This window comes from Promicromonospora sp. NPDC110617 (genome assembly GCF_055598465.1).
In genome coordinates, this window is record NZ_JBVKBM010000001.1 from 1,720,634 (window position 1) to 1,745,878 (window position 25,245).

A 25,245-nucleotide genomic window follows, 5' to 3' on the forward strand; every position below is an offset into this window, starting at 1 on the left:
GTCCGGTGAAACTCGGTCTCGTGTGAGCAAGTCGACAATTGCCCGGGCGAAGGGCTTGCCAGCACAGATAGGGTGGGGACAAACCTGCAGCGACGCACGGTGGGAGTTGAGACATGACCAAGGCTGACCAGATTCTTGCGGCACTCGGGGGAACCTCGAACGTCGTCGAGCTGGAACCGTGCATCACCCGGCTACGGGTCGAGGTGAGCGATCCGTCCCTCGTGGACGAGCCCGGACTGAAGTCGTCGGGAGCGTTCGGCGTGGTGCGGTCGGGCAGGGTGGTTCAGGTGATCGTCGGACCCGAGGCGGACAACCTCGCGGCCGAGCTCGACACGCTCAGGGTGTGATCACGAGGGCGTGAACCCGTAACGAGTGGCGTGCGCGGGCCCGGGACGAGCTCCCGGGCCCGTGACCTGCTTCACTGCCCGCCCGCCGCGTGCAACCGGGGCGCGAACGGGCTGTGAAGGTCGCGCAGTGGTCCCTCGGAACCGGCCGGAGATGTACCGGTCCTCCGGTTCGACCCGAGTAGGTTGGGGGCCGTGTTCGAGTCTCTTGCTGCCTCCGTGTTCGACAGCGCCGAGGATTTCTGGACCTGGTTCCTCGACAAACCCCTCACGATCATCCTGATCCTCGTGATCGGCATGGTTGCGATCGGGGTGATGCGCCGTGTCGTGACTGCCCTCACCGAGCGCATCGCGATCGGCCAGAAGCCGCGCGCCGTGGTCGAGACCGCAACGCCGCCGGTGGGCACGACGACGGGCGCCATCCCGGTCACGACGCCCGGCGCCGGGTCGGGGACGACCAAACAGCGCAAGAAGAACGTGCTGATGACGCCGCAGGCGCTGGCCGACGTCTTCGGGGCGGTCAACCCGCGCGCGGCCGAGCGTCGTGCGCAGCGCGCGCGGACCGTCGGGTCCGTGCTCAACTCCACGATCAACATCGTGATCGGCACCGTCATGGCGCTCTGGATCCTGCAGACCCTCGAGGTCAAGATCGCCCCGCTGCTCGCCGGCGCCGGTGTGGCGGGTGTCGCCATCGGTTTCGGTGCGCAGAGCCTCGTCAAGGACTTCATCTCCGGCGTGTTCCTGCTCATCGAGGACCAGTTCGGCGTGGGCGACAACGTGGACCTCGGCGCCGGCGTGGTCGGCACGGTCGAGGCCATGGGCCTGCGCCTCACCCAGATCCGAGCGTTCGACGGCACCCTCTGGTACGTCCGCAACGGCGAGATCGTGCGCGCGGGCAACCGCACCCAGGAGTGGAGCCGCGCCGTCGCCCCGGTGCAGGTTCCGCTCGGGGCCGACATCGACGCCGTGCGCGCCGCGCTCGGCCGCGCCGTCGACCGCGTGAAGAACGACCCCGAGCTGGCCGACAGCCTCCTGGAGACCCCGTCGGTGCGCGGCGTCGACGAGGTGGACCAGGGCGGCCTGACCTTCACGCTGCACGCGCAGGTGCGCCCGGCCCAGCAGTGGGCCGTCGCCCGGTCGTTGCGCGTGGCCGCGCACGCCGCCCTGCTGGACGCGGGGATCGTCGCGCGCTCGGTGCCTGCCCCGTTCGAGGACGGCGTCACGGGGGACACCCCCGGCGTCAGCTGACGTCGCGCAGGGTTTTTCGGGCCGGGTTGCGCCCGGTACGGGTCGGTAGATGGCAGGATCTTTCCTTGTGACCGACGAACCGATGCCCGGGGCCACCGGAGACGGCTCCGCCGTGCCCGCGGAGCTTGCCGAGCTGGCGACCGCCCACGGCGTGCAGTGCGAGTACACCGACCACGACGGCCGCGTGCAGCAGGTCAGCCCCTCGACGCTCGTCGCGGTGCTGGAGGCGCTCGGGGTCCCGGCGTCGACCCCTGGCGCCGTCACGGCCAGCCTGGACCGCGCCCGCGACGACGAGTGGCGCGCCATGCTGCCGCCCACGGTCGTCACGCGCGAGGGCACCGAGGTGCAGGTCCCGGTGCACGTCGCAGACGGCGCGGACGTGACCGCGTGGGTCGAGCTCGAGCAGGCCGAGACGCCCGTCGTCCCGGCCAGCGCCACGCCGTGGCGGGTGACGGCGCCCGGCGCCGCCCCGACGTCCGGCTCGTTCGCCACCGTGCGGGGCGCCCGGGTGCAGCTGCGCCAGGCCGACGTCTACGCCGAGCCGCGCACCGTGGACAGCCGCAAGGTCGGCCGGGCCACGTTCACGCTCCCGGACACGCTGCCGCTGGGCTGGCACACGCTGCACGCGGAGTCGGGCGGGCAGACGGCGCAGGCCTCGCTCGTGGTGACGCCCGCGCGGCTGGAGCTGCGCGAGCCGGTCGCCCGCAAGCAGGCTTGGGGCTTCATGGTCCAGCTCTACTCGGTGCGGTCCCGGGACTCCTGGGGGATGGGCGACCTCGCCGACCTGGCCGACCTCGCCTGGCAGACGGCGCACAACGGCGGGGCCGACTTCGTCGCGATCAACCCGCTGCACGCGACCGAGCCGGTGCTGCCGGTGACCCCCAGCCCCTACCTGCCGACGTCGCGGCGGTTCATGTCGCCGCTGTACATCCGCGTCGAGGACATCCGTGAGACGGCGTATCTCTCCGCCGCGGACCGGTCGCTCGTGGAGTGGGCCGCGGAGCCCGTCCGGGAGCTGTCCGAGGACTCCGGGCCGATCGACCGGGACGCCGTCTGGGAGGCCAAGAAGGCCGCGCTCGAGGTCGTCTGGACGGCGCCGCGGTCGGCGGCCCGGCAGACGGCGTTCGACGAGTTCGTGCTGGCCCAGGGGCGTGGTCTGGCCGACTTCGCCACGTGGTGCGCCATCAAGGAGCACCTGGACGGCCGGGACTGGCCCACGGAGCTCTCCGACCCGGGCTCGTCCGGCGTGCAGACCCTCCGCAACGCCCTGTCCGACCGGGTCCAGTTCTACTGCTGGCTGCAGTGGGTGGCCGACGAGCAGCTCCGCGCGGCCCACCGCGCCGGCCTCGACGCGGGCATGCGGCTCGGGGTGTTCAAGGACCTCGCCGTCGGCTCGAACCCGGAGGGTGCTGACGCCTGGGCGGACGCCGCCGTCCTCGCCCGCGGGGTGTCCGTGGGTGCTCCGCCGGACATGTACAACCAGCAGGGCCAGAACTGGTCCCAGCCCCCGTGGAACCCGCGGGCGCTCGCCAAGGTGGGCTACGCGCCGTACCGCGAGATGCTGCGCACCGTGCTGCGGCACTGCGGGGGCCTGCGGGTCGACCACGTGCTCGGGCTGTTCCGCCTCTGGTGGATCCCGGGCGGGGCGCGCGCGTCGGCGGGCGCGTACGTCACGTACGACCACGAGGCCCTGATCGGCATCCTGTGCCTGGAGGCGCACCGCGCCGGCGTCGCGATCGTGGGCGAGGACCTGGGCACGTTCGAGCCCTGGATCCGCGACTACCTCGCGGAGCGCGGCATCCTGGGCACGTCCGTGCTGCTGTTCGAGCGGGACGAGGCCGGCGCGCCGGTCGAGCCGGAGGCCTACCGCAGCGCGGCCCTGGCCACCGTGACCACCCACGACCTGCCGCCGACCGCCGGGTATCTGGCGGGGGAGCACGTGGACCTGCGGGAGCGGCTCGGCCTGCTGACGGAGGACGCGACGATCCTGCGCGCGCGGGCCCGCCAGGAGCGCGAGTCGCTCGTGGAGGCGCTGTCGCGCCGGGGGCTGACGACGTTCGACCCGTCCGAGCGCGAGCTCGTCGAGGGCCTGCACCGCTACCTCAAGGACACGCCGTCCGCGCTGGTGGGGGTGTCCTTGGCCGACGCGGTGGGCGAGCGCCGCACGCAGAACCAGCCCGGCACCGACTCCGAGTACCCGAACTGGCGGGTGCCGCTCGCGGACTCGGCGGGCACCGTGGTGCTCCTGGAGGACCTGTTCACCAACGCCCGCCTGCGCAGCCTGGTCACGGTGATGAACGAGGAGCCCCCGGCCTGACCCCGGTGCGCACGGCGTCCGGCCGCGTCACCCGGCCGCGCCGGTCCGTCGTCGCCGAGGTGCGCTTCTATCCCGTCGTCGGGCCCGGAATCACCGTGATTCCGGGCCCGACGACGGGATAGAAGCGCACCTTGTGCTGCCGGTGCCGCTGCCGCGCGGCGCGGCTCGGTCAGGCCGAGCCGATGCCCGCGCGGGCGATCGAGAAGCCGCTGCCCGTCGCGTCGGCGACGCAGGTCATGCCCGTGTCCGCGCTGGCGCAGGTGAAGCCGTGCGCCTTCTTGGTCTGGCCGTAGTCCAGGATCGCGACATTGCCCTTGGCCTTCTTGGGCTGGTCGTTCTTGCTGACGCACGGCTGCGTCACGTTGCCGCTCGGGTCGACCTTCGCCACGTAGCCGGACGCGCCGTCGCACGAGGCGTCGGGCGCGGGCTTCTGGGTGAGCTCCGCGATGCCGCACGTCGCGGCGTCGGCCGAGATGGTGCAGGTGATGTTGAGCGACGGTGCCGCGAAGGTCTCGACGCCGGCTCCGCCGTCCGTCTCCAGGCCCTCCTCGGCCTCCGGCTCGGTGGACTGCTCGGCCGCGGGAGACTCGCCGCCCGTGGCCGAGGTGTCGGGCGAACCGAGCAGGTTCACGGCGAACACGATCGCGGCGATCACGAGCAGCACGTCCAGGGCGATGAACGCGATCCAGCCGGGGCTGAGCTTGCGGCGCGGCGGCTCGGGCTCGTAACCGCCCGGCTGACCCGCGTAGACGGGCTGACCGTACTGGTCGTAGCCCTGCGGCTGGTACTGCGCGGGCGGCTGGTACTGCCCGGGCTGCTGCTGGTACTGGCCACCCTGCTGGTACTGGCCCTGCTGGTTGTACTGCGCGCCCTGCGGCGCGGCGTACCCCTGCTGGTACTGCTCGGGGTAGTACTGCTGCTGCATCGTCGGGTCGCCGCCGCGCTGCACGGACTGCACCATGGGAGCACCCGGCGCGGCCGGCGCGGGGGTGACGGCCTGGGCGAACTGGTTGCTCGGCGAGATGGCGGGCGGCTTGCGCGTCGCCGCCGAGACACGCTGCACCGGCGCCTGCTGGACAGGCGTGGGCATGGTGGCGGGGTGCTGCTCCTGAAGGGGAGCGGTGGGCTCCTCGTCAGGGCTGCCGCCCGGTGGCGGTGGCGGGGGCGGCACAGTGCCGGACATCGGGCAACTCCTCAGCTCAAATCGGTCGGTCTGGGCGACCGCGGTCGATCGTACACAAAGGCGTTACTCGCTGTTACTCCTGCGTGGCATGATCGACGAGTCGTCGCAGGTAGTTCACACACCGGACGAGAAGCCAACCGATAAAGCGCGTTATTCGGACGCGCGGGGCGCCTGCGGCGCCCATGAGCAGACAGACGTGGAGGGCCCGTGCCCGGAGAGAACCTGACCCGCGCCGAGGCGGTCGAACGCGCCGGCGTCGTAGCGGTCGAGTCGTACGAGATCGCCCTGGACCTGACCACCGGTCCGGAGACCTTCGCGTCCGCCACGACGCTGCGCTTCACCGCCACGGAGGGCGCCTCGACCTTCGTCGACCTGGTCGCCCCCGCCGTGCGGTCCGTGGTGCTGAACGGCCGCGAGCTGGACCCGGCCACCGTGTTCGCCGACTCCCGGATCGCCCTGGACGGCCTGGCCGAGGAGAACGAGCTCGTCGTCGTCGCCGACTGCGGCTACACGAACACGGGCGAGGGCCTGCACCGCTTCGTGGACCCCGTGGACGGCGAGGTGTACCTCTACACCCAGTTCGAGGTGCCGGACGCGCGCCGCGTGTTCGCCTGCTTCGAGCAGCCCGACCTCAAGGCCACGTTCCAGTTCACCGTCACCGCGCCTGCCGCGTGGGAGGTCGTGAGCAACGAGCCGACGCCGGAGCCGGTCTCGGCAGGCTCGACCAGCGGGGACGTCGAGGCCGCCACCTGGAGCTTCGAGCCCACGGGCCGCATCTCGACCTACATCACGGCGCTCGTGGCGGGCCCGTACGCGGTGGTCCGCTCGTCGCTGACCTCGTCGGACGGCCGCGAGATCCCGCTGGGCGCGTTCTGCCGCAAGTCGCTGTCGGCGCACTTCGACGCCGACTACATCTTCGAGAAGACCCGCCAGGGCTTCGAGTTCTACGAGTCCACGTTCGGCGTGCCGTACCCGTTCACCAAGTACGACCAGCTCTTCGTGCCCGAGTACAACATGGGCGCCATGGAGAACGCGGGCTGCGTGACCTTCACGGAGTCGTACGTGTTCCGCTCCAAGGTGACCGAGGCCGTGCGTGAGCGCCGCGTCGTGACGATCCTGCACGAGCTGGCGCACATGTGGTTCGGCGACCTGGTCACCATGAAGTGGTGGAACGACCTGTGGCTCAACGAGTCGTTCGCGGAGTACGCCTCGACGCTCGCGACGGCCGAGGCCACGGAGTGGGAGGCGGCCTGGACCACGTTCTCCGCGATGGAGAAGTCCTGGGCCTACAAGCAGGACCAGCTCCCGTCCACGCATCCGATCGTCGCGGAGATCAAGGACCTGGAGGACGTCCAGGTCAACTTCGACGGCATCACCTACGCCAAGGGCGCCTCGGTGCTCAAGCAGCTCGTGGCCTGGGTGGGCCGGGACGCCTTCGTCGCGGGTGTCTCCGCCTACTTCGGCAAGCACGCCTGGGGCAACACCGAGCTGCCCGACCTGCTGACCGAGCTCGAGGCCACCAGCGGCCGTGACCTCAAGGCCTGGTCCAAGCTCTGGCTGGAGACCGCGGGCGTGAACACGCTGCGCCCCGTCATCGAGACGGACAGCCACGGCCGCATCATGTCGTTCGTCGTCGAGCAGACGGCCCCCGCCGAGTGGCCCACGATCCGCCCGCACCGCCTCGGCATCGGCTTCTACAGCCTGTCCGACGCCGGGGAGCTCGCGCGCACCCACTTCGTCGAGGTCGACGTCGACGGCCCGCGGACGGACGTGAAGGAGCTCGTCGAGCTCGACCGCCCGGCCCTCGTGCTGCTCAACGACGCGGACCTCGCGTACGCCAAGATCCGGCTCGACCCCGCCTCGCTCGCGGTGGCGCTGGAGCACCTGGCCGACATCACCGACCCGCTGGCCCGCTCCCTGGTGTGGGGCTCGGTCTGGGACGCGGTGCGCGACGGCGAGGTGCCGGCATCCGAGTACGTCAAGCTCGTGCTCGGCGGTATCGCCGGCGAGACCGAGTCGACGACGCTGCGCACCACGCTCAACCAGATGGTGCTGGCCGCCAAGCAGTTCGTGGCGCCGTCGGCCCGCGCGGAGACGCTCGCCACGGTGGGCGACACGCTCTGGTCCCTGGTCGGTGACGCCGAGGCCGGCTCGGACACGCAGTTCCAGCTCGTGAAGTTCTTCGCGCACGTGGCCTCGACGCCCGCGCACGTCGCGACGCTGTCCGGCCTGCTGGACGGCTCGGTCGCGCTCGACGGGCTGGAGATCGACACCGACCTGCGCTGGGAGCTGCTGGAGGGCCTCGTGCTCAACGGCGCGGCCGGCGACGCGGAGATCGACACCACGCTGGCCGCCGACGACACGGCGACGGGCCGCCAGTCCGCCGCCCGCGCCCGGGCCGCGAAGCCCACGGTCGAGGGCAAGCTGGCCGCCCTGTCCTCGGTGGTCGACGCCGCGGACGTGCCGAACGCGATCATCCGGAACACCGGGCTCGGGTTCCTGCACGTGAACGACCCGGCCCCCCTGGCCGACGTCGTGCAGCCCTACCTGGACGCCGTGCTCAAGGTGTGGGACGAGCGCAGCTACCACATCGCCGAGGAGATCATCGAGGGCTTCTACCCGGCCCCGCTGGCGTCGGCGGAGCTGCGCGACGCGACGAAGGCGTGGCTGGAGACGAACGCGGACGCGGCCCCGGCGCTGCGCCGTCTGGTCGTCGAGGCCCTGGCGGGCACGGAGCGGGCGCTGAAGGCCCAGGCCAAGGACGCCTGACGCCGTCGACGGGACCTCCGCTCACCTTTGAGGCCCGGGTTTCTTCGCTTTGAGACTGCTCAAAGCGAAGAAACCCGGGCCTCAAAGGTGAGGGGCGACTACCAGATGCGGACCCGGTCCTCCGGGGCCAGGTACAGCGCGTCGCCCGGCTGGACGTCGTAGGTGGCGTAGAACTCGTCCACGTTGCTCACCACGCCGTTGCAGCGGAACTCGTTGGGGGAGTGCGGGTCCGTCGCGAGGCGGCGGAGCACCTCCTCGTCGCGGCCCTTGGACTGCCAGACCTGGGCCCAGCCGAGGAAGATCCGCTCGAGGGCGGTGAGGCCGTCCACGACGGGCGCCTCGTCCAGCGGCTTGCCGAGCGCGATCCGGTAGGCCTTGATCGCGATGGACAGCCCGCCCAGGTCGCCGATGTTCTCGCCGATCGTCAGGCTGCCGTTGACGTGGCCCTCCGCCGCGGCCTCGCCCTCACCCTCGCCGTCACCGGAACCGGAGCCGACGGCGGACGCCGGAAGCTGCGCCGGCCGGAACGCGTCGTACTGCGCGATGAGCGCGCTCGTGCGCTTCTCGAACTCGGTGCGGTCGGTGTCGGTCCACCAGTCCTCGAGGCGGCCGTCGCCGTCGTACTTGGAGCCCTGGTCGTCGAACCCGTGGCCGATCTCGTGCCCGATGACGCCGCCGATGCCGCCGAAGTTCACGGCGTCGTCGGCCTCGGGGTCGAAGAACGGCGGCTGCAGGATCGCCGCGGGGAACACGATCTCGTTCATGCCCGGGTTGTAGTAGGCGTTGACGGTCTGCGGCGTCATGAACCACTCGTCGCGGTCCAGCGGCTTGCCGATCTTGGCCAGCTCGTAGTCCTGGTCGAACGCGTTGGACCGGCGCACGTTGCCGACCACGTCGGCGCCGTCCACCTCCAGGCCCGAGTAGTCGCGCCAGCGCACCGGGTAGCCCACCTTGGGGGTGAACTTCTCCAGCTTGGTCAGCGCCTTCGCCTTGGTCTCGTCCGTCATCCAGTCGAGCCCCTGGATCGACTCCCGGTACGCGGCGACCAGCGCCTCCACGAGGCGGTCCATCCGCTCCTTGTTCGACGGCGGGAAGTGCCGCGCGACGTACTCCGCGCCGACGACCTCGCCGAGCGCGCCCTCGACCAGGGCCACGCCGCGCTTCCAGCGCTCGCGGACCTCCTGCGCACCGGTGAGAGTGCGGCCGTAGAAGTCGAAGTTGGCCTCGACGATCTCGTCGGTGAGGTACGGCGCTCGCGCGCTGACCACGTGGTACGTCATCCAGAGCTGCCAGTCCAGCGGCGGCAGCTCGCTCCAGAGGGCGGCGAACCCGGTCGCGAAGTCGGGCTCGCGCACCACGATGTCGTCGAACGACCCGGCCGGCACGCCCAGCGCCTCGGCCCAGGCCACCCAGTCGAAGCCCGGCGCGGACTCGACGAGCGCGGCCAGCGTCATCGGGTTGTAGGTGAGCGTCGCGTCGCGGTCGCGCACCACGTCCCAGTGGTGGCCGGCGAGCTGCTTCTCGACGTCGTACACGCGCTGCGCCGCGTCCTGCGGCGAGATGCCCCACGTCTCCTCGACCGGGGCGAAGCCCAGCATCCGCGCCACGTGCGGCACGTACTTCTTGCGCAGCTCCGCGTACTGCTCCTCGCGGTAGTACGCCTCGTCGGGCAGGCCGAGCCCGGACTGCCGCAGGTAGACGACGTACTTCTCGGGGTCGGTCGCGTCGTTGTCCACCCAGAAGCGCACGCCGGCCGTGCCGCCCGTGCGCTGCAGCGCGCCCAGCACGCGGGTCAGCGCGGCGGCGTCCCCGGCGTCCTTGATCAGGGCGAAGTCCTCGTCCAGGGGTGTTGTGCCGAGCTCGGCGATGCGCTCGGTGTCCATGAAGCTGGCGTACAGGTCGCCGATCGTGGAGCCGGTGGGCGCGTCCTGGATGATCTCCCGGACGTGCACCTCGGCCTGGTCGTAGAGAGCGCGGAACGCCCCGTCCATCGCGCGGTCGGCGGGGATCTCGTGGCTGTCGATCCACCTCCCGTTGACGTGGCGGTACAGGTCGTCCTGCGGTCGGGTTGCGGGATCGAGCGCGTCGAGGTCGATCCCCGACGTGAGTCCCGTGGCGTCGGTGGTCATTGCGCCAGCGTACGCAACGTGGACCTCGCGCATGAGGGAAGATGGGGCCATGCGTCTCCACATCGCCGCCGACCACGCCGGGTACGACCTCAAGCAGCACCTGGTGGGCCATCTCACCGCGGCCGGGCACGAGGTCGTCGACCACGGTGCCCACGAGCTCGACCCCCAGGACGACTACCCGGCCTTCTGCCTCTCCGCCGGTGAGGCTGTCGTGGCCGAGCCCGGCTCGCTCGGCATCGTGATCGGTGGATCGGGCAACGGCGAGCAGATCGCCGCGAACAAGGTCACGGGCGTCCGGGCCGTGCTCGCCTGGTCGCTGGAGACGGCGAAGCTCGGCCGCCAGCACAACGACGCGAACGTGATCGCTGTCGGCGGGCGCATGCACACGGTCGAGGAGGCGACGTCGTTCGTCGAGGCCTTCGTGGCCGAGCCGTTCAGCGGCGACGCGCGGCACCAGCGCCGCATCGACCAGCTCGCCGAGTACGAGAGCAAGCGTGCCTGAGGGGCACACCGTCCACCGCCTCGCGCGGACGTTCGACACCTTGTTCGCGGGGCAGGTCCTGCGGGTGAGCAGCCCGCAGGGGCGGTTCGCGGACGGCGCGGGCGTGCTCGACGGCCGACGTCTGGTGGCGAGCGAGGCCTGGGGCAAGCAGCTCTTCCTGGGCTTCGCGCCGGCCGACGTGTCAGACGCACAGGTCACCGGGGTGACCCACACGTCTGACACGCTGTGGCTGCGCACCCATCTCGGGCTGTACGGCGCGTGGACGTTCGCGGGTGCCCCGGACGCGCCCGAGGTCGCCCACGCGATCGGCGCACCCCGGCGCCGGATCGGCGAGCGGGACTCGGTCCCGACCCCGGCCGCGCCCGACGTGTCAGACCGACAGGTCACCCGGGTGACCCACGTGTCGGGCACGTGGGAGGTGCCCGAGCCGCGCGGGCAGGTACGCGTGCGCCTGCTCGGCGCGCACGCCGTCGCCGACCTCACCGGTCCGACGGCGTGCGAGGTGATCACCGCCGACGAGAAGCGGGCCGTCGAGGCCCGGCTGGGTCCCGACCCGATCCGGGACGACGGCGACGCCAGCGCCTTCGTGGCCGCCGTCGGCCGGTCGCGGGTGACGATCGGGCAGCAGCTCATGGACCAGGCCGTCGTCGCGGGCGTCGGGAACATCTACCGTGCCGAGGTGCTGTTCCGCGCCGGCGTCGACCCGCTGCGCCCGGGGCGGGACGTGCCGGCCTCGACCGTCCGCGCGATCTGGGACGACCTCGTGGTGCTCATGCGCGACGGCGCCGACCACGGGGCGATCGTCACGACGCGGCCGGCGGACCGAGGCGCGGGGCAGGTCCCAGGTTCCGGGCCCGTCCCCGTGGCGGACGGCGGCGCCGGGTCGATCCCCGCGCCCGACCGCGGCCGCGGCCGGACCCGGCAGAACACCGACGGCTCGCCCGGCGCCGTGCCCTCCGACCAGGCCTTCTACGTGTACCACCGCGACGGGCTGCCCTGCCGGGTGTGCGGGTCGCCCGTGCTGGTCAAGGAGCTGGCGGGCCGCAACCTGTTCTGGTGCGGGGTCTGCCAGACCTGACGGCCGCGGCGCGGCCTGGCCGCCGCGGCCCGGCCGCGCCCGCCCGCCCGGCCGGGCCGGACCCGGCCCGGCTCAGAACACCCAGGACGCGCCCGGCGCGACCGGCCAGCCGAACGCGGTGCTCGCCCGCGCCAGCACCCCGGGCCGCTGCCCGGGGCGCGGGTGCACCGTGACGAGACCCGCCGCCGCCAGCGTCGCGAGCGACTTGCCCCCGAGGTAGGCCGCGCCGAGCTCGCGGACGTCGAGCGACAGCTCGGGCGCCTCGAACTCCGGGTCGACCCGCTCCACCGACGCCGGCCCGAACGCCTCGGCCTGGAGCCGGTACACCCCGGCGTTCGCCGGGAGGCGGGAGTCGGTCACGGCGAGCGTCACGTCGACGTCGGCGGCGTACTGCCGGCCCGCCAGCGCTGCGGGCACGTCGACCAGCCGGACCCACAGGTTGTCCGGGGTGCGCGGTGCCGCAGCGCGCAGGTTGACCAGGAACTGCGTGACCACGTCGTCCACGGGGAGGATGAACGGGCTGACCTCGTTGGTCAGGTCGAGGTCCAGCAGCGCGCCCCACAGGGCACGGGCCGCGGCGGCGTCGAGCGCCACGACCTCGCCGGCGCTGACCTGACCGCGCGGGCCGGTGGGCTCCCAGGACAGGTTCCGGCGGAACGTCACGTAACCGCGGGGCTCGCCGTCGAGCTCGACGACGATGATGCGGCGTGACTCGCGGCCGCCGCGATGGACCGGGGCGTCGTCCCAGAGGACGGCTTGCAGCTCCTCGGTCTCGCGCGTGACCCAGCCGGGCCGGTTGATGCCCGGCTCCCCGGACGGCGCGGCGCCGGCGGCGCGGTGCAGGCGGTCGACCAGCTCGCCGTGGCGTTCGCGGGACGCCACCTCGACCCGGACCGTGTGCCGCTCCGCGCCGGGCACGTCGCGCAGGGCGGCGCCCCGCGGGATGTCGAGGCGCAGGTCGTCGGCCGCGTGGCCGTAGCCGAACCGGCCGTAGATCGCGGCCTCCGCGGCGAACAGGGCGCTGAGCGGCTCGCCTCGCTCGGCCGATCGCGCCAGGTGCAGGTCGATCATCGCGGTCAGCAGCCCCCGGCGGCGGTGCTGCGGATGCACGCCCACCCAGGTCAGGCCCGCCGTCGGCAGCTCGGCGCCGGGCACGGGGAACTGCCCGAACGGGTAGGACGCGTGCATGGCCACCAGGCCGTCCGCGCCGTCCGCCTCGATGGCCACGGCACGCTCCCAGGTCAGCGGGGACGGGATGGCGTCGAGGTCGTCGTGGGCGTGGCCCGTCGGGAAGGCCCAGGTGTCGAGCTCGGTCACGAGGCGCTGGTCGTCGGAGGTCAGCGTGCGCCAGCGGTAGCCCGCCGGCAGGGCGATCTGGGGAAGTGCCATGCGTCGATCGTCGCACCCGTCGGCAAGTGAAAAACTGCCGGTCGGACGGCACGCGATGACGGCGGTCGGCGACGGCGCGCGGTGTCGGTGTCCGCGTCTACGATCGCCAGCGTGACCCAGCCGCCGCCCGGACCCCCGCTCACCGACGTCGAGGAGTACGCCGCCGCCGTGCTCGACGTGGTCCGGAGCATCCCGTCCGGACGCGCGATGACGTACGGCCTGATCGCGGAGATCGTCGGCGAGGAGCTCGGCCGCGGCGGCCCGCGCCAGGTCGGGAGCGTCCTGGCCGGCTCGGGGAGCAGGTACGCGCACCTCGTGCCGGACGACGGCGGGGTGCACGACGGCGGGGCGGACGGCGAGGGCGCGGACGGCGCCGGCGCACCGCCGTCGGACGGCGACCGCGTGCCCTGGTGGCGCGTGGTCAACGCGGCGGGATCGCCGCCCCAGCACCACCTGACCGAGGCCCTCGACGCGCTGCGGGCCGAGGGCTGCCCGTTGTCCAAGGACGGCCGCCGCGTGAACCTGAGACGCGCGGTCTGGTTCCCGGAGGACGACGAGCCCCCGCACCACGCCTGACCGGCCTGGGCACCAGTCACGCACCGTTCATGCGCCCGGGCCGCATTGTTCACGCGTCCGGGCTACCGTCCCCGAGTCCGATCCGCTGCCGGAGGTCCTGCCATGCGCCGCCCGCTCGCCCGTACGACCGCGCTCCTCGGCGCCCTGCTGCTCGTGTCGGGAGCCGCCACGTCGGGCGTGCTGCCCGCGCAGGCCCGGCCCGCGCCCGAGCGCGACCGGCCCGCGGCGACCCTCCTCTACTTCCACGACGCGCACGAGATCGGCCCGGTGCTCACCGGCGGCCAGGACCGCGGCGGCGTCGCCCGCCTGGCCACGGCCGTGCGCACGGTCGAGGAGCGCAACCGGGCCACGGCCGTCGTCTTCGGCGGCGATCTCGCCGGCGGCACCCTGTTCGGCGGGCTCTACCGGGGCGTGCCCATGGTCGAGGCGCTCAACGAGGTGGGCGTGGACCTGGCGAACTTCGGCCAGCACGACTTCGACTTCGGCGTGGACCACGCGCGCGACCTGGTCGCGGCGTCCGACTTCCCGTGGATCACGTCCAACCTGACCGGCACGGACGGGTCGCCGTTCGTCGAGGGCGGCACCTGGGCCGTGCGGCGGGTGGGTCCGGTCCGGGTCGGATTCATCGGGCTCACCGACGCGATCGAGACGACGTCCGCCGCCGCGGACCTGGTCGAGACCGACCCGGTCGAGGCCGCTCGGGCCGCCGTCGCCGACCTGCGTGCCCACGCCCGGGCCGACGTGATCGTGGCCGTCACCCAGTACCCGATGGACGAGAACCACGAGCTGGTGCGGGCCGTGCCCGAGCTGGACGCCGTCTTCGGCGAGGAGATGGCGGAGTACGAGTCGGTGGTCGAGTACGAGGGCGACGTGCCGCTCATGGCGTCGGAGGGGAACATCGGTTCCCTGATCCGGCTGGACATTCGCCGGGAGCGCGGCGGGCGCCTCACCGCGGGACACGGCGGGCACCGGCCGGAGTACCAGGTCCGGCCGTCCGTGATCGAGGTCGACCACACGGTCACGCCCGATCCCGAGCTGCGCGAGGTCGAGGAGCGGTACGCCGCCGAGATGGACGAGCGGCTCTCCGAGGTGCTGGCCGACGTGCGCACCCCGCTGCTCGACCCGGAGCAGAAGAGCCGGTCCGAGGAGACCGCGCTCGGCGACTTCGTCGCCGACGCGTTCCGCGCGCAGCACGGCGCCGACGTCGGCTGGGTGAACGGCGGCGGGCTGCGCGCCCAGGCGCCCGGGCCCGACTTCACGCTCCGCCACGCCTACTCGATCGCCCCGTTCGCCAACCGGGTGATGGAGGTGCGGATCACGGGCGCGGGCCTGCGCCGGTCGCTGGAGGACGCCGTCGCGCGGGTGCAGGACGCCGGCGGCGGCTTTCCGCAGGTCTCCGGCATGGCGTACACCTACTCGGCCGGTGCGCCCGCGGGCTCGCGGGTGCGCGAGGTCAGCGTGGGCGGCGCGCCGCTCGACCCGGACGCGTCCTACACCGTCGCGGCGACGAACTACGTGATCGGCGGCGGCGACGGGGTCAGCGGGTTCCAGGACGCGGAGGTCCTGGTCCCGCTGGGCGACGCCCCGGTCGACGCGGAGGTCATCGCGGCCCACGCCCGTGCCGAGGGCACGATCGACGTCACCCCGGAGGGCCGCATCACGGTCCTCCCGTAGCCTCCCGTGCCCGGCCGTTGAGTGCTGGGTATTTGCGCTTCTGGCAACTAGAAATGCGCAAATACCCAGCACTCAGCGAGCGGGAAGAGCGGGGATCACGCCTTGGACGGGGCGACCCTTGCGAGGAGCGAGCCCGCCGTCGAGCGGGCGCGGCCGGCCAGGGAGGTGTCCTGGGTCGCGGCCAGCAGCGCGAGCATCGAGGCCGGGTCGCCCTGGACGAGCAGCGTCGTGATCGCCGTCTTCTCCCAGGTGGGCAGCTCGCGGCGGATCTTGTCGATCGGCCCGACGAGCGCGATCTCCTCGACGAGCTGCGTCGGCACGGCCGCGGCCGCCTCCTCCTTGCGCCCGGCGAGGTACAGCTCCTGCACCTTGTCGAGCGGTTCCTGGTAGCCGAGCCGGTCGAGCGACTGCTTGTGGAAGTTTGCCTCCTTCGCACCCATCCCGCCCGCGTACAGGGCGATGTGGGGGCGGATGACGTCGGCGGCGGCCTCGACGTCGTCCCGCACGACGACGGGCACCGTGGCGCACACCTCGAACCGGTCGGTGGCCGACCGCTCCTCGGAGCGGACGTCGAAGCCCTCGGCGAGCAGCGCGCGGAACTCGTCGTCCATGCGCGGCGCGTAGAAGCCGGCCATCCAGCCGTCGGCGATCTCTGCGGCCAGGGCCACGTTCTTGGGGCCCTGCGCGGCCAGCACGATCGGGATCTCGGGGCGGAACGGGTGCACGGTCGGCTTGAGGGCCTTGCCGAGCCCTGTCGCGCCGGGCGCCTCGGCGGACAGCGGGAGCTGGTAGAACGAGCCGTCGTGGGTCACGGGCGCCTCGCGGCGCATCACCTGTCGCACGATGTCCACGTACTCGCGCGTGCGGGCCAGCGGCCGCTTGTACGGCTGCCCGTACCAGCCCTCGACGACCTGCGGCCCGGAGGCGCCGAGCCCCAGCACGAACCGGCCCTTCGACAGGTGGTCCATCGTGAGCGCTTGCATGGCGGTCGCCGTCGGCGTGCGGGCGGAGAGCTGGGCGATGCCCGTGCCCAGGCGCACATTCTTGGTGCGGGAGCCCCACCAGGCCAAGGGCGAGAAGGCGTCCGAGCCGTAGGCCTCCGCGGTCCACACCGAGTCGAGGCCCAGCTTGTCGGCGGCAACGATGAACTGCTGGATGCCCTTCGGGGGCCTGCGGGACCAGTAACCGGTCTGGAATCCGATGCGCATGGGGTTCACCTCGTCGTGGGAACGGCTTACCTGGGACGGCGCGTCCCAGGTACTGCCCCACACCCTACCGGTCGCGCGGGGCCCGTTGTGGTTACGGTGGAGTCGTGGCCACCTACGACGACGTTGCCCGGCTCGCCCTCGCGCTGCCCGAGACGGCCGAGGGTTCGAGCTACAGCCACCGCGCCTGGTCCGTGCGGACCAAGGCGTTCGCCTGGGAGCGCCCCTTCACCAAGGCCGACCTCAAGCGGTTCGGCGACGAGCCGGTGCCGCAGGGCCCGATCCTCGGTGTGCGGGTCGAGGACCTGGGGGAGAAGGAGGCGATCCTGGCCGAGGGCCGGCCGGGGTTCTTCACCATCACGCACTTCGACGGCTTCGCCGGGATGCTGATCCAGCTCGACGTCATCGCCGAGGTCGGGCTCCGCGAGGCTCTGGTGGACGCGTGGCTGGCGACGGCCCCACCGAAGCTCGCGCAGGAGCACGCCGACCGCCTCCGCTGAAGGCCCGGCGGTGAGGGCCTGCGCTGACTGCCTGCGCTGACCGGCAGGCCGCTGATCCCGGGCGCCGGGCCCGAGGTGTCACGGGGTGCCGGGCACGCCGTCGGAACGGGCTGGTGCATCGGACCGTGCCCGTTCCGCCATGGTGTTCAGGAGCGCCGCAGCCTCGGCGGCCCCGTCGATCGTGACGACGAGCCCACGGCCGGCGGTGCGGTCCACCTGCAGCGCCTCGCCCTTGCGCAGCACCACTCCCGTGCGGCCGGAACCGTCGAGGGCCACGCGCCAGCCCCAGCCGCCGTAGTCCCGCAACGGGTTGACGTGCGTCGCGGACGCGACCAGCACCTCGTCCGCCGGGATGCGGGTGCGCGGCCATCCGAGCGCGGAGCGCACGGTCAGCCCGGTGCTGTCGACGCGCACGGTGAACGAGAGCATCGCGAGGAAGAGCAGTACGAGCAGGATGGGCACGGCGAGCATGACCCAGAACTGGGTCAGGACGGCCAGCGCCCCGGTGGCGAGCGCCACGCCGAGCTGGAGCACCATGGCGCCCGTCGTCGTGGTGGCCTGTCCGATCCACGCCGCGCGCTCGCCGGGGGCCAGCTCGGCCCGTGCGGCGTCCGGCTCGACCGGGCCGGACGCCGGCGTGCGCGGGTCGCCGGGTACGAGCATCGCCGCGATCACGGCCAGCACGGCGGGCCCGAGGGCGGCGACGGCGACCAGCCAGCCGGGGATCCCCGCCTGCGCCGCATCCGTGAGACCACGCTGCGCCCACAGGCTGCCCACCAGGATGGTGCCGATGAACCCGCCGATCCATACGTTCATCGCCGCCGAGAGTCGCCTCGTGCTCTCTGCCCTGCCCCAGTGGACCCCGATGACGGAGAACAGGGCGACGCAGGCCGCTGCGGTGCCGACGAGCACGGCGACGAAGGCCCCGAGCGACATGAAACCGTCCGGATCACCTCCTGAAGACCAGTGCGCTGCCACCGGATCGGGCAGGCTGTCGCGCCAGGACAGCGCCAGGCCCGCGGCCAGGGCGAGCAGCGACAGGCTGCACAGAGCGCTGATCGCCATCTGGCCCCGTCGGCTGTGCCCGAACCGCTGGTGCAGCAGGATTCCGGTGGTCATCGCATTGCCTCCTTGACGAGGGTCGCCGTGGCGTCCGGTGAGAGATGTGCCGCCCTGGCGGCACGGATCAGGTCGGCCATTGCGAGCTCGACGGCCGAGAGCTCAGCCCGCGTCCGGCCCGTGACGACCGCTCCTCGGCCGCGGCGCAGGTCCACGAGTCCCTCGTCGCGCAGCACTTGATAGGCCTTGAGGACCGTGTGCACGTTGACCTCGAGCGCCTGCGCGAGCTCACGCGCGGCCGGGAGGCGCTCACCGTGCGCGAGCTCTCCCTTGGCGACCCCGATGCGCACCTGGGCGACGAGCTGCTCGAAGAGCGGCTCGTCGCTCGTGGGATCGATCCGGAACATCATGGGTCCAACGCTACTTGATCTACTGCAACTAGAACAAGTCCGCGAAGAGAAAAGGCCGGCGGACCAGGTCCGCCGACCCTCGTCGACCATGCGCTCGGTCGGTCCAGCTCGGGGCCGGACCGCTCAGATGGAGTACTCGATGAGCTCCGACGGGTCCTCGTTGCGGGAGCGCTCCGCGACGGGTGCCTTCGGCACCCGGATCCGCGCGGGGATGCCCACCGCGACGGCTCCCGCGGGAACGTCCTTGACGACGACGGCGTTGGCGCCGACCTGCGCGTCGTCGCCCACCCAGACGGGGCCGAGCACCTTGGCGCCGGCGCCCACGGTCACCCGGTCCCCGAGCGTCGGGTGCCGCTTGCCGCGGTTGAGCGACCGGCCGCCCAGCGTCACGCCGTGGTAGAGCATGACGTCGTCGCCCACCACCGTCGTCTCGCCGATCACCACGCCCATGCCGTGGTCGATGAACAGCCGCCGGCCCAGCCGGGCTCCCGGATGGATCTCGACGCCGGTCGCCGCCCGCGCGAGCTGCGAGAGCAGTCGCGCGGGCAGGCGCAGGGCCGGGACCCGCCAGAGCCGGTGCGCCGCCCGGTGCGCCCAGAGGGCGTGCACGCCCGGGTAGGCGAGCGCGACCTCCAGGCGCGACCGTGCGGCCGGGTCGTGGGCGCGCGCGGCATCGAGGTCCTCGGACAGGACCCCGAGCAGCCCGCGCCCCTTCGCCATCAGTCGACCAGACCCTCGAACAGCGGCGTGGACAGGTAGCGCTCGCCGAAGTCGGGGATGATCACGACGATCGTCTTGCCGGCGTTCTCCGGGCGCTTCGCGACCTCCAGGGCCGCCGACAGCGCGGCGCCCGACGAGGTGCCGACCAGCAGGCCCTCCTCCGTGGCGGCGCGGCGGGCCGCGTCGATCGCGGTGGCGAGGTTGACGTCGATGACCTCGTCGTAGACCTCGCGGTCCAGGATGTCGGGCACGAAGTTGGCGCCGATGCCCTGGATCTTGTGCGGGCCGGGCTGGCCGCCGTTCAGGATCGGCGACTCCTCGGGTTCGACCGCGATGACCTTGACCTCGGGCTTGCGCTCCTTGAGCACCTGCCCGACGCCGGTGATGGTGCCGCCCGTGCCGATGCCGGCCACGAGGATGTCGACGGCGCCGTCGGTGTCCGCCCAGATCTCCTCGGCGGTGGTGGCGCGGTGGATCGCCGGGTTGGCGGCGTTCGCGAACTGGCGGGCCAGGATCGCGCCCGGGCGCTCCTGCGCGATCTTCTCGGCGGCGGCGACGGCGCCCTTCATGCCCTCGGCACCCGGCGTGAGCACCAGCTCGGCACCGTAGGCGCGCAGCAGGGCGCGGCGCTCCTTGGACATGGTCTCCGGCATCGCCAGGACCACCTTGTAACCGCGGGCCGCGCCCACCCAGGCGAGGGCGATGCCCGTGTTGCCCGAGGTGCCCTCGACGATCGTGCCGCCCTCCTTGAGCTCACCGGACGCCTCGGCGGCGTCGATGATGGACACGCCGATGCGGTCCTTCACGGAGTTGGCGGGGTTGTAGAACTCGAGCTTGCCGAGAACCGTCGCCTCGAGGCCGTCGGTCAGACGGTTGAGCTTGACCAGGGGTGTGTTGCCGATGAGCTTGGTCGCGTCGTCGTAGATGCGGGCCATTGTTCTTCCTTCGCTGGGTGGCGGGTCTGGCTGGGGTCGTGCGCTGCCCGACGTCGGCGCCCCGGTCGTGCGGATGCGCGCCTCGGAGCCGGCGTCGAGCGTCTGGGGCTGGTGTCGGGGCCGGAGCGTCCCGCTGGCGGCCTGGCCACGCGGACGGAGCCGGCGTGGTCTGGCGCGTGCGGACGCTCTACAGACAGCCTCGGGGGCAGCGGCCGGTCTCGCACATCGGGCGCGCGACGACGGCGAGACGGTCGGGGAGTGCGGAGCGCACGGTGCTCAAGACGTCCTCCCTGCGTGTGGCGACCGTGTGGTCGCGCGGCTGCGTGTTTCGTGGCGAGCGGGTGGCTCGACTCGTGCAGGTTACGCGGGCGGGCACTGTGAGACAAGATCTGTCTCAGGTATCGATCATGTCGATGCTTTGCGCTTGCTTGCCCCGCTCACGAGCGGGGCAAGCAAGCAGGTGAGCGATCAGGCGGCGGTCTGTCCCAGCCGGAACGCTGTGGTCGCCGGCGTCCCCGCCGTGCCGCCGATGTTGATGTCCGAGCACAGGTAGTACGGCTGGTCGAGGTGGGACGCCTGCCAGATCGTGTACAGCACGGCGCGGCCGCTGTACCCCGTGAGGTCGACGTCGGTCTCGTACGTGCCCTGCGAGGGGTAGGGGTCGGTCTCCTGCACCAGGTCGAGGTCGTCCCAGCCGAGCGCCTCCGTGGTCGGGTCGAAGCTCGGCTTGGAGACGTAGATACGCAGGTAGTCGGCGCCGTGCCGGGCCTGGTCGGTCAGGGTGAGGTGGAACTGCTGGGGCACGTCCTTGGCCACCCACTCGCCCGGGGTGTCGAGGTAGTCGTAGCGCGGCGACTGGGTGCGGCCGCCCGAGCAGAGCTGCCCGTCGGGGATGACGGCCTCGTGGTTGCCCCCGACGTTCTCGCGGTACAGCCCGTTCCAGTTCCACATGGCGTTGGGGTCGGCCTGCCAGGCGCCCCAGCACATGGGGTCGAGCTCGGCCATCTCGGGGTTGAGGTGGTCGCTGCCCCAGCGCTCGAAGCAGCCGTAGTTGCGGGTGGGCGGGTCGGTCACCGAGCCGTGGGCGGCGGCCGGGGCCGCCGTGACGGTGTCGGCCGCGACGACGGCGACCATCGCGAAGGGCGCGACCAGCGCCACCGTGACGGCCAGCGTGAGACTGCGCGCGTGCGCACGGATGGACATGGGTTCCTCCAGGTGCTCGGGCGGGTGCGCCTGGCGGGGCCCGCCACGGCGCGTGCAGGAACCACTGTCCGGAGCGGGGACGGGCGAGACCACGGGGTGAAACGGTTAAGACTGCGACGCCTGCGCCACGAGGCTCCGGGGAAGTGGTTGCGCAGCCGAGGGGGTAACACTGAGCTAGCAGCGCTACCTCAGCGTTACCCTCTCGGCTGTGTGTGTCTTTCCCCGCGGGTCTGCGCGGCGCGGCGCGTCCTGCTTATGGTCGAGGCAACCGACCGCCCAGGAGGCACTCCATGGCTGCTCCCGACCTGCCCGCCGCGATCCAGGAGTTCATCGACGCGACCAACGCCGGCGACACCGAACGCTTCGTCGCGACGTTCACCGACGACGCGTACCTGAACGACTGGGGGCGCGAGTTCCACGGCCCCGACGGCGTCCGGAGCTGGAACGAGACCGACAACATCGGGATGAAGAGCCAGTTCGAGCTCGTGTCCGTGGCGCCCGGCGACGGTCCGGACGCCTACACGGTCACCATCAAGGTGACGAGCAACCGGTTCAACGGGACGGGGCCGTTCAAGTTCGACCTGCGCGGCGGCAAGGTCGCAAGCCTCGTCCTGAGCTGACGAAGGTCAGCGCGGGCGGGTCTCGGCACGCATCCAGTCGAGGTAGTCCAGGGTGCCGGCCAGGATCGGCACGCTGATGATCTCCGGCACGTCGTAGGCGTGGTGGTCGCGGAGATGCTGAGCCAGGGCCGCGTAGCTGTCGGACGGCGTCTTGAGGACGACGCGCCACTCCTCCTCGACCTGCACGGCGCCGTCCCACCAGAACGTGCTCGTGATCGGCCCCTCGACCTGTGCGCACGGTGCCAGCCGGGCCTCGACGGCCGAGCGGCCCAGGGCCTCGGCGTCCGCTCGGTTCGAGACGGTGGTCATGACCTGGCAGAACTCGAACGCGGCGACGTCATCAGGACCCATACGGGCAGGCTATCGGCCGCCCCGCCGGGTGCGAGGGCTCCTCACCGGTGGGTCTCGCAGGTCTGGATGTGCAGGTAGGCATACGGACTGCGCTTGTGCTGCTCGAAGTGTTGCGTGCCGATTCCGATCTCGGCGCAGACGTGCCCGTCGGGTCGTGCCGCGAGCAGAGCCGCGCTTTCTTCGGCGAAGGTTTGCAGCTCGGGTCCCTGCAGCTGGAAGGCGTCCCGGCTCCCCGCGATGAACAGGGTGTCCGCGGCGATCGTCCAGTGCAGCTCGTCCAGGTGCTCGCGGTGGTGCTTGGCCCGGTGGTCGTCGGCGGTGAAGGTCGGGAACAAGTGCTCTGGGAGCTCGACCGTGTGTGCGGCTCCACCGGCAGTGGTGCGCGCCCGGAGCGACTTCCAGTGAGCAGGACGGAATCCCAGGCTGTGATGCAGCAAGACGAGGTCGAGTGGTCGGTCGCCGCCTTCACCGTCGTCCGCGCCGTTTACATGGCCCGAGCGGCGCAAGGGAAGGTGGACGAGCGAGCGCGGGGAGCGCGCCGCCAGCCACCAGGCGGCGACGAGGTCGCCTGCGAAGTCCTGATGGATGGCCATCTGCCCACCGTGCCAGCTCTCGTGCAGTGATGCGTTCGCGACGGGCCGTGCCGGGCGCACCACGCGGAATGACCGGCCGTCGAAGGTCGCGGTCGACACCGTGGTGCGCCACGTGTGGCCGGAGAGCCGGTTCATGCCAGCGGCGGCGTCAAACGAAGCGTCATGCCCGGAGAGTGGCACGCCGCCCGTGCGGCTGGCGACGGTTTGCCGGCCGGAACGTGCGGGTCAGATGGTCGGGTACGCGGCCGATCGTGCGGATGTGCCACCAGATCACGAGGGGCACGACGACCAGCTCCAGCACCAGCGCCCCGACGAACACGGGGTGCGGCCAGCCGGACGCGGCGATCGAGACGAGCCGTGCGACACCGCCCAGTGCTGCGATCGCGAGGACCACACGCGTGACGTCAGCACGCTGCTCGGGTCGGCGCAGGCTCCACCAGACGAGCAGCCCGGCGGCGAGCCAGAACGTGTTGGTGAACCGGTACTCGCTGTCGATCGTGGCGTTCACCGGTCCGCCGCCAGGCAGCGCTCCCGGTCCGACCACGATGCCGAGGAGTCCACTCAGCACGGGGACCGTGCCGAGCACCGCAACGACCACCAGGAGTGCTCTTCGACCCATCTGGGCAGTCTGTCACGGGCGTCCGGCTCAGCGGCCCCTCACCAGATCGCTACCTCCGCGCCCAGCTCCAGGCCGGCCTCGGTCGCGACCGCCGACGAGATCGTCACGTCGGTCTCGTCCTCGGGGAAGGCCACGCCCTCGACGAGCTGGTCGAGCTGGTCGTTGCCGAGCTGGTCGGCCACGGTGGCGAGCGGGAGGGAGAGGCCGGCGAGCTCGACGGACTCCGCGCGCAGCACGGCCCGGCCGTCCTCGGCGGCCACGGTGAGGAGCACGTCCACGTTCTGCTCGCTGCCCGCGATCGAGAACGGCACCTGCGCGACCAGGTTGCCGGACTGCGGCGTGACCTGGAGGTTCGGCAGGTCGGTGGCCGAGCGGGCCAGGTCGGTGAGCGCCGCCGGCGAGACCTCCGCGCGCAGCGTGGCCCGGCCCGTCGCCACCTGCACGAGCGCGAGCGTGTCGTCGCGCTCCACCGTGACGCCGTCGGGCAGGTCCGCCTCGGCGGTCGCGATCCGGTCGTCGATGATGCCGCGCAGCACCACCTCGCCGACCACGCCCAGGACGACCAGCACCCCGATCACGGAGACGAGGGCGGCGATCCAACGACGGGGACGGCGAGGTGCGCTCGGCGGCGCGGCTGCGTACGACGACATGCGCCTATTCGACAGCATCGTCATGCCGGACTCATGGCGAACCGCTGGGCATCACGTGATGGGTCTCATCGCGACCGCCGCCACCTGTTCATCGCGACCGCCGCCGGACGGACATCGCGTACGCGCCCACCCAGGCGCTCGCGTCCAGATCGCGGGGCAGCGCGTTCGGCCCGACGCCGTGCTCCCGGGCCCATCGTCCGACGTCGTTCCGTGCGATGCCGTACCGCGTGAGCACCTCGCGGACGCCCCGGCCGGGACCGTTGAACACGGCGGCGGCGAAGCGCTGGTAGCGGCCGAGGTCGGTCACGGGCACGAGCGGCCGCGGACGCCGGTCGATCACGAGCAGCCCGGCGTCGACGCTCGGGCGCGGCCGGAAAGCCGCGGCGGGCACGCGCCGGTCCAGGCGGAAGGTGAACCACGGCCACCACTGCGCCGTCAGGAGCGTGGTGCCGCCGACGGCGGCGCGCTTGCGCGCGACCTCCCACTGCGTGATCAGCACGGCGCGCTCCCACCCGTCCAGGGTGAACAGACGGCGCAGCACGGGGGTGGTCAGGTGGAAGGGCACGTTGCTCACGAGGTCGTAGGCGCCCGACGGCGGCGCGTGGCGCAGGATGTCGTCCCGCGTCACCGTGACGTTGCCCGGCGCGATCCGCCCCAGCCGCGCGACCGAGCGCCGGTCGATCTCCACGGCCTCGACCGGACGGCCGAGCCGGGCCAGCGGCAGGGTCAGCGCGCCGCGCCCGGCCGCCCACTCGACCAGGGGCCGGTCGGCGGCGGGGACCAGGGCGACCACCCGGCCGATCACCTGCGTGTCGACCAGGAGGTTCTGGCCGAGCTCGTGGGCGCCGCCGGGGTGCTCGCTCGGCCGGTGGGCGCTGCCCTGGTCGAGGTCGTCCGGCCGGCGGGCAGGGCTTCCGTCGAGGTGACCCGAACCACGGGTGGGCCCGCGATCGACGTCGCCCGACCCGCGGGCTCCGCCCCGGCGTCGGGCCTCCGGGTCCGTGCGGAGGGGCGTGCGGGCAGCGGAACGGGAGGATCGGTTGCGCGACATGGTGTGTGCTCCAGGATTCGTCGGCTGACAGGAATCCGGGCAGCACGAACGCGCCGCCCGGCGGAAGCCGGCGGCGCGGAGCACGCGCTGGGTGGTGGTGTGCGTTCCGCGCCGCTAGCG

At 72.5% G+C, this 25,245-nt stretch carries 24 protein-coding genes; 10 read left to right on the forward strand and 14 right to left on the reverse strand.

The features are described 5' to 3' along the window. Positions 1-113 precede the first annotated feature (113 nt). The 3 genes from ACZ7LE_RS07575 to malQ all read left to right on the forward strand — a co-directional run bounded on the left by ACZ7LE_RS07575 (position 114) and on the right by malQ (position 3,909). Positions 114-347 carry a PTS sugar transporter subunit IIB gene (locus ACZ7LE_RS07575; RefSeq protein WP_020018155.1) on the forward strand — a complete coding sequence of 78 codons (234 nt, stop codon included), beginning with the start codon at positions 114-116 and terminating at the stop codon, positions 345-347. Between the two features lie 192 nt (positions 348-539). Then, entirely contained in the window at positions 540-1,592 is a 1,053-nt protein-coding gene (locus ACZ7LE_RS07580; RefSeq protein ID WP_470402675.1) for a mechanosensitive ion channel family protein, read from the forward strand. 82 nt (positions 1,593-1,674) lie between these two features. Continuing rightward, positions 1,675-3,909 carry a 4-alpha-glucanotransferase gene (gene malQ / locus ACZ7LE_RS07585; protein WP_470403292.1) on the forward strand — a complete coding sequence of 745 codons (2,235 nt, stop codon included), beginning with the start codon at positions 1,675-1,677 and terminating at the stop codon, positions 3,907-3,909. A 169-nt stretch (positions 3,910-4,078) separates the two neighbouring features. Here malQ and ACZ7LE_RS07590 read toward each other — a convergent pair whose 3' ends face one another. After that, a complete protein-coding gene (locus ACZ7LE_RS07590; RefSeq protein ID WP_470402676.1) occupies positions 4,079-5,092 on the reverse strand; it encodes a hypothetical protein in 1,014 nt (337 codons plus the stop codon). Between the two features lie 207 nt (positions 5,093-5,299). On the opposite strand from ACZ7LE_RS07590, the gene pepN reads away from it, so the two are divergent. Next, positions 5,300-7,861: an aminopeptidase N gene (gene pepN / locus ACZ7LE_RS07595; protein ID WP_470402677.1), complete on the forward strand. Its 2,562-nt coding sequence runs from the start codon at positions 5,300-5,302 to the stop codon at positions 7,859-7,861. A gap of 98 nt (positions 7,862-7,959) precedes the next feature. Here the strand turns inward: pepN and ACZ7LE_RS07600 are convergent, their stop codons facing one another. Beyond that, entirely contained in the window at positions 7,960-9,990 is a 2,031-nt protein-coding gene (locus ACZ7LE_RS07600; protein WP_470402678.1) for a M13 family metallopeptidase, read from the reverse strand. A gap of 49 nt (positions 9,991-10,039) precedes the next feature. On the opposite strand from ACZ7LE_RS07600, the gene ACZ7LE_RS07605 reads away from it, so the two are divergent. Then, complete coding sequence (locus tag ACZ7LE_RS07605) at positions 10,040-10,492, forward strand: ribose-5-phosphate isomerase (protein ID WP_470402679.1); 453 nt, start codon at positions 10,040-10,042, stop codon at positions 10,490-10,492. After that, positions 10,485-11,570 (forward strand): Fpg/Nei family DNA glycosylase, encoded by a 1,086-nt coding sequence (locus tag ACZ7LE_RS07610; protein ID WP_470402680.1) that lies wholly within the window; start codon positions 10,485-10,487, stop codon positions 11,568-11,570. Before ACZ7LE_RS07605 ends, ACZ7LE_RS07610 begins: the two co-directional genes overlap by 8 nt. Before the next feature lie 72 nt (positions 11,571-11,642). Here the strand turns inward: ACZ7LE_RS07610 and ACZ7LE_RS07615 are convergent, their stop codons facing one another. Continuing rightward, positions 11,643-12,959 (reverse strand): GNAT family N-acetyltransferase, encoded by a 1,317-nt coding sequence (locus ACZ7LE_RS07615; protein WP_470402681.1) that lies wholly within the window; start codon positions 12,957-12,959, stop codon positions 11,643-11,645. A 111-nt stretch (positions 12,960-13,070) separates the two neighbouring features. Between ACZ7LE_RS07615 and ACZ7LE_RS07620 the strand changes: the two genes are divergently transcribed. Together ACZ7LE_RS07620 and ACZ7LE_RS07625 are read left to right on the forward strand one after the other, a co-directional pair. Continuing rightward, entirely contained in the window at positions 13,071-13,535 is a 465-nt protein-coding gene (locus ACZ7LE_RS07620) for an MGMT family protein (protein WP_470402682.1), read from the forward strand. A 102-nt stretch (positions 13,536-13,637) separates the two neighbouring features. Further along, positions 13,638-15,209 (forward strand): bifunctional metallophosphatase/5'-nucleotidase, encoded by a 1,572-nt coding sequence (locus ACZ7LE_RS07625; RefSeq protein WP_470402683.1) that lies wholly within the window; start codon positions 13,638-13,640, stop codon positions 15,207-15,209. A gap of 95 nt (positions 15,210-15,304) precedes the next feature. On the opposite strand, the gene ACZ7LE_RS07630 is transcribed toward ACZ7LE_RS07625, so the two are convergent. Beyond that, on the reverse strand, positions 15,305-16,417 hold the full coding sequence (locus ACZ7LE_RS07630) for an LLM class F420-dependent oxidoreductase (protein ID WP_470402684.1): 1,113 nt from the start codon (positions 16,415-16,417) through the stop codon (positions 15,305-15,307). Between the two features lie 104 nt (positions 16,418-16,521). Between ACZ7LE_RS07630 and ACZ7LE_RS07635 the strand changes: the two genes are divergently transcribed. Next, complete coding sequence (locus tag ACZ7LE_RS07635; protein WP_470402685.1) at positions 16,522-16,914, forward strand: MmcQ/YjbR family DNA-binding protein; 393 nt, start codon at positions 16,522-16,524, stop codon at positions 16,912-16,914. 78 nt (positions 16,915-16,992) lie between these two features. Here the strand turns inward: ACZ7LE_RS07635 and ACZ7LE_RS07640 are convergent, their stop codons facing one another. The 5 genes from ACZ7LE_RS07640 to ACZ7LE_RS07660 form a co-directional block, all read right to left on the reverse strand. After that, positions 16,993-18,033: a DUF1648 domain-containing protein gene (locus tag ACZ7LE_RS07640; protein ID WP_470402686.1), complete on the reverse strand. Its 1,041-nt coding sequence runs from the start codon at positions 18,031-18,033 to the stop codon at positions 16,993-16,995. Next, positions 18,030-18,383, reverse strand: coding sequence for a GntR family transcriptional regulator (locus tag ACZ7LE_RS07645; protein ID WP_470402687.1), 354 nt, complete (start codon positions 18,381-18,383; stop codon positions 18,030-18,032). The genes ACZ7LE_RS07640 and ACZ7LE_RS07645 overlap by 4 nt, the downstream gene beginning before the upstream one ends. Before the next feature lie 123 nt (positions 18,384-18,506). Further along, positions 18,507-19,103: a serine O-acetyltransferase EpsC gene (gene epsC, locus ACZ7LE_RS07650; RefSeq protein ID WP_470402688.1), complete on the reverse strand. Its 597-nt coding sequence runs from the start codon at positions 19,101-19,103 to the stop codon at positions 18,507-18,509. Beyond that, a complete protein-coding gene (gene cysK / locus ACZ7LE_RS07655) occupies positions 19,103-20,038 on the reverse strand; it encodes a cysteine synthase A (RefSeq protein ID WP_470402689.1) in 936 nt (311 codons plus the stop codon). The genes epsC and cysK overlap by 1 nt, the downstream gene beginning before the upstream one ends. 468 nt (positions 20,039-20,506) lie before the next feature. Further along, positions 20,507-21,241, reverse strand: coding sequence for a lytic polysaccharide monooxygenase auxiliary activity family 9 protein (locus ACZ7LE_RS07660; RefSeq protein ID WP_470402690.1), 735 nt, complete (start codon positions 21,239-21,241; stop codon positions 20,507-20,509). A 290-nt stretch (positions 21,242-21,531) separates the two neighbouring features. On the opposite strand from ACZ7LE_RS07660, the gene ACZ7LE_RS07665 reads away from it, so the two are divergent. Continuing rightward, positions 21,532-21,861, forward strand: coding sequence for a nuclear transport factor 2 family protein (locus tag ACZ7LE_RS07665; RefSeq protein ID WP_470402691.1), 330 nt, complete (start codon positions 21,532-21,534; stop codon positions 21,859-21,861). Positions 21,862-21,867: 6 nt separating this feature from the next. On the opposite strand, the gene cutA is transcribed toward ACZ7LE_RS07665, so the two are convergent. The 5 genes from cutA to erm form a co-directional block, all read right to left on the reverse strand. Then, positions 21,868-22,212 carry a divalent-cation tolerance protein CutA gene (gene cutA / locus ACZ7LE_RS07670; RefSeq protein WP_470402692.1) on the reverse strand — a complete coding sequence of 115 codons (345 nt, stop codon included), beginning with the start codon at positions 22,210-22,212 and terminating at the stop codon, positions 21,868-21,870. A 41-nt stretch (positions 22,213-22,253) separates the two neighbouring features. Next, positions 22,254-22,940: a hypothetical protein gene (locus tag ACZ7LE_RS07675; RefSeq protein WP_470402693.1), complete on the reverse strand. Its 687-nt coding sequence runs from the start codon at positions 22,938-22,940 to the stop codon at positions 22,254-22,256. 25 nt (positions 22,941-22,965) lie between these two features. Next, complete coding sequence (locus tag ACZ7LE_RS07680) at positions 22,966-23,424, reverse strand: DUF4345 domain-containing protein (RefSeq protein WP_470402694.1); 459 nt, start codon at positions 23,422-23,424, stop codon at positions 22,966-22,968. 38 nt (positions 23,425-23,462) lie between these two features. Then, positions 23,463-24,074 carry a hypothetical protein gene (locus tag ACZ7LE_RS07685; protein ID WP_470402695.1) on the reverse strand — a complete coding sequence of 204 codons (612 nt, stop codon included), beginning with the start codon at positions 24,072-24,074 and terminating at the stop codon, positions 23,463-23,465. 88 nt (positions 24,075-24,162) lie between these two features. Further along, positions 24,163-25,125 carry a 23S ribosomal RNA methyltransferase Erm gene (gene erm / locus ACZ7LE_RS07690; RefSeq protein ID WP_470402696.1) on the reverse strand — a complete coding sequence of 321 codons (963 nt, stop codon included), beginning with the start codon at positions 25,123-25,125 and terminating at the stop codon, positions 24,163-24,165. Positions 25,126-25,245: the final 120 nt, after the last annotated feature.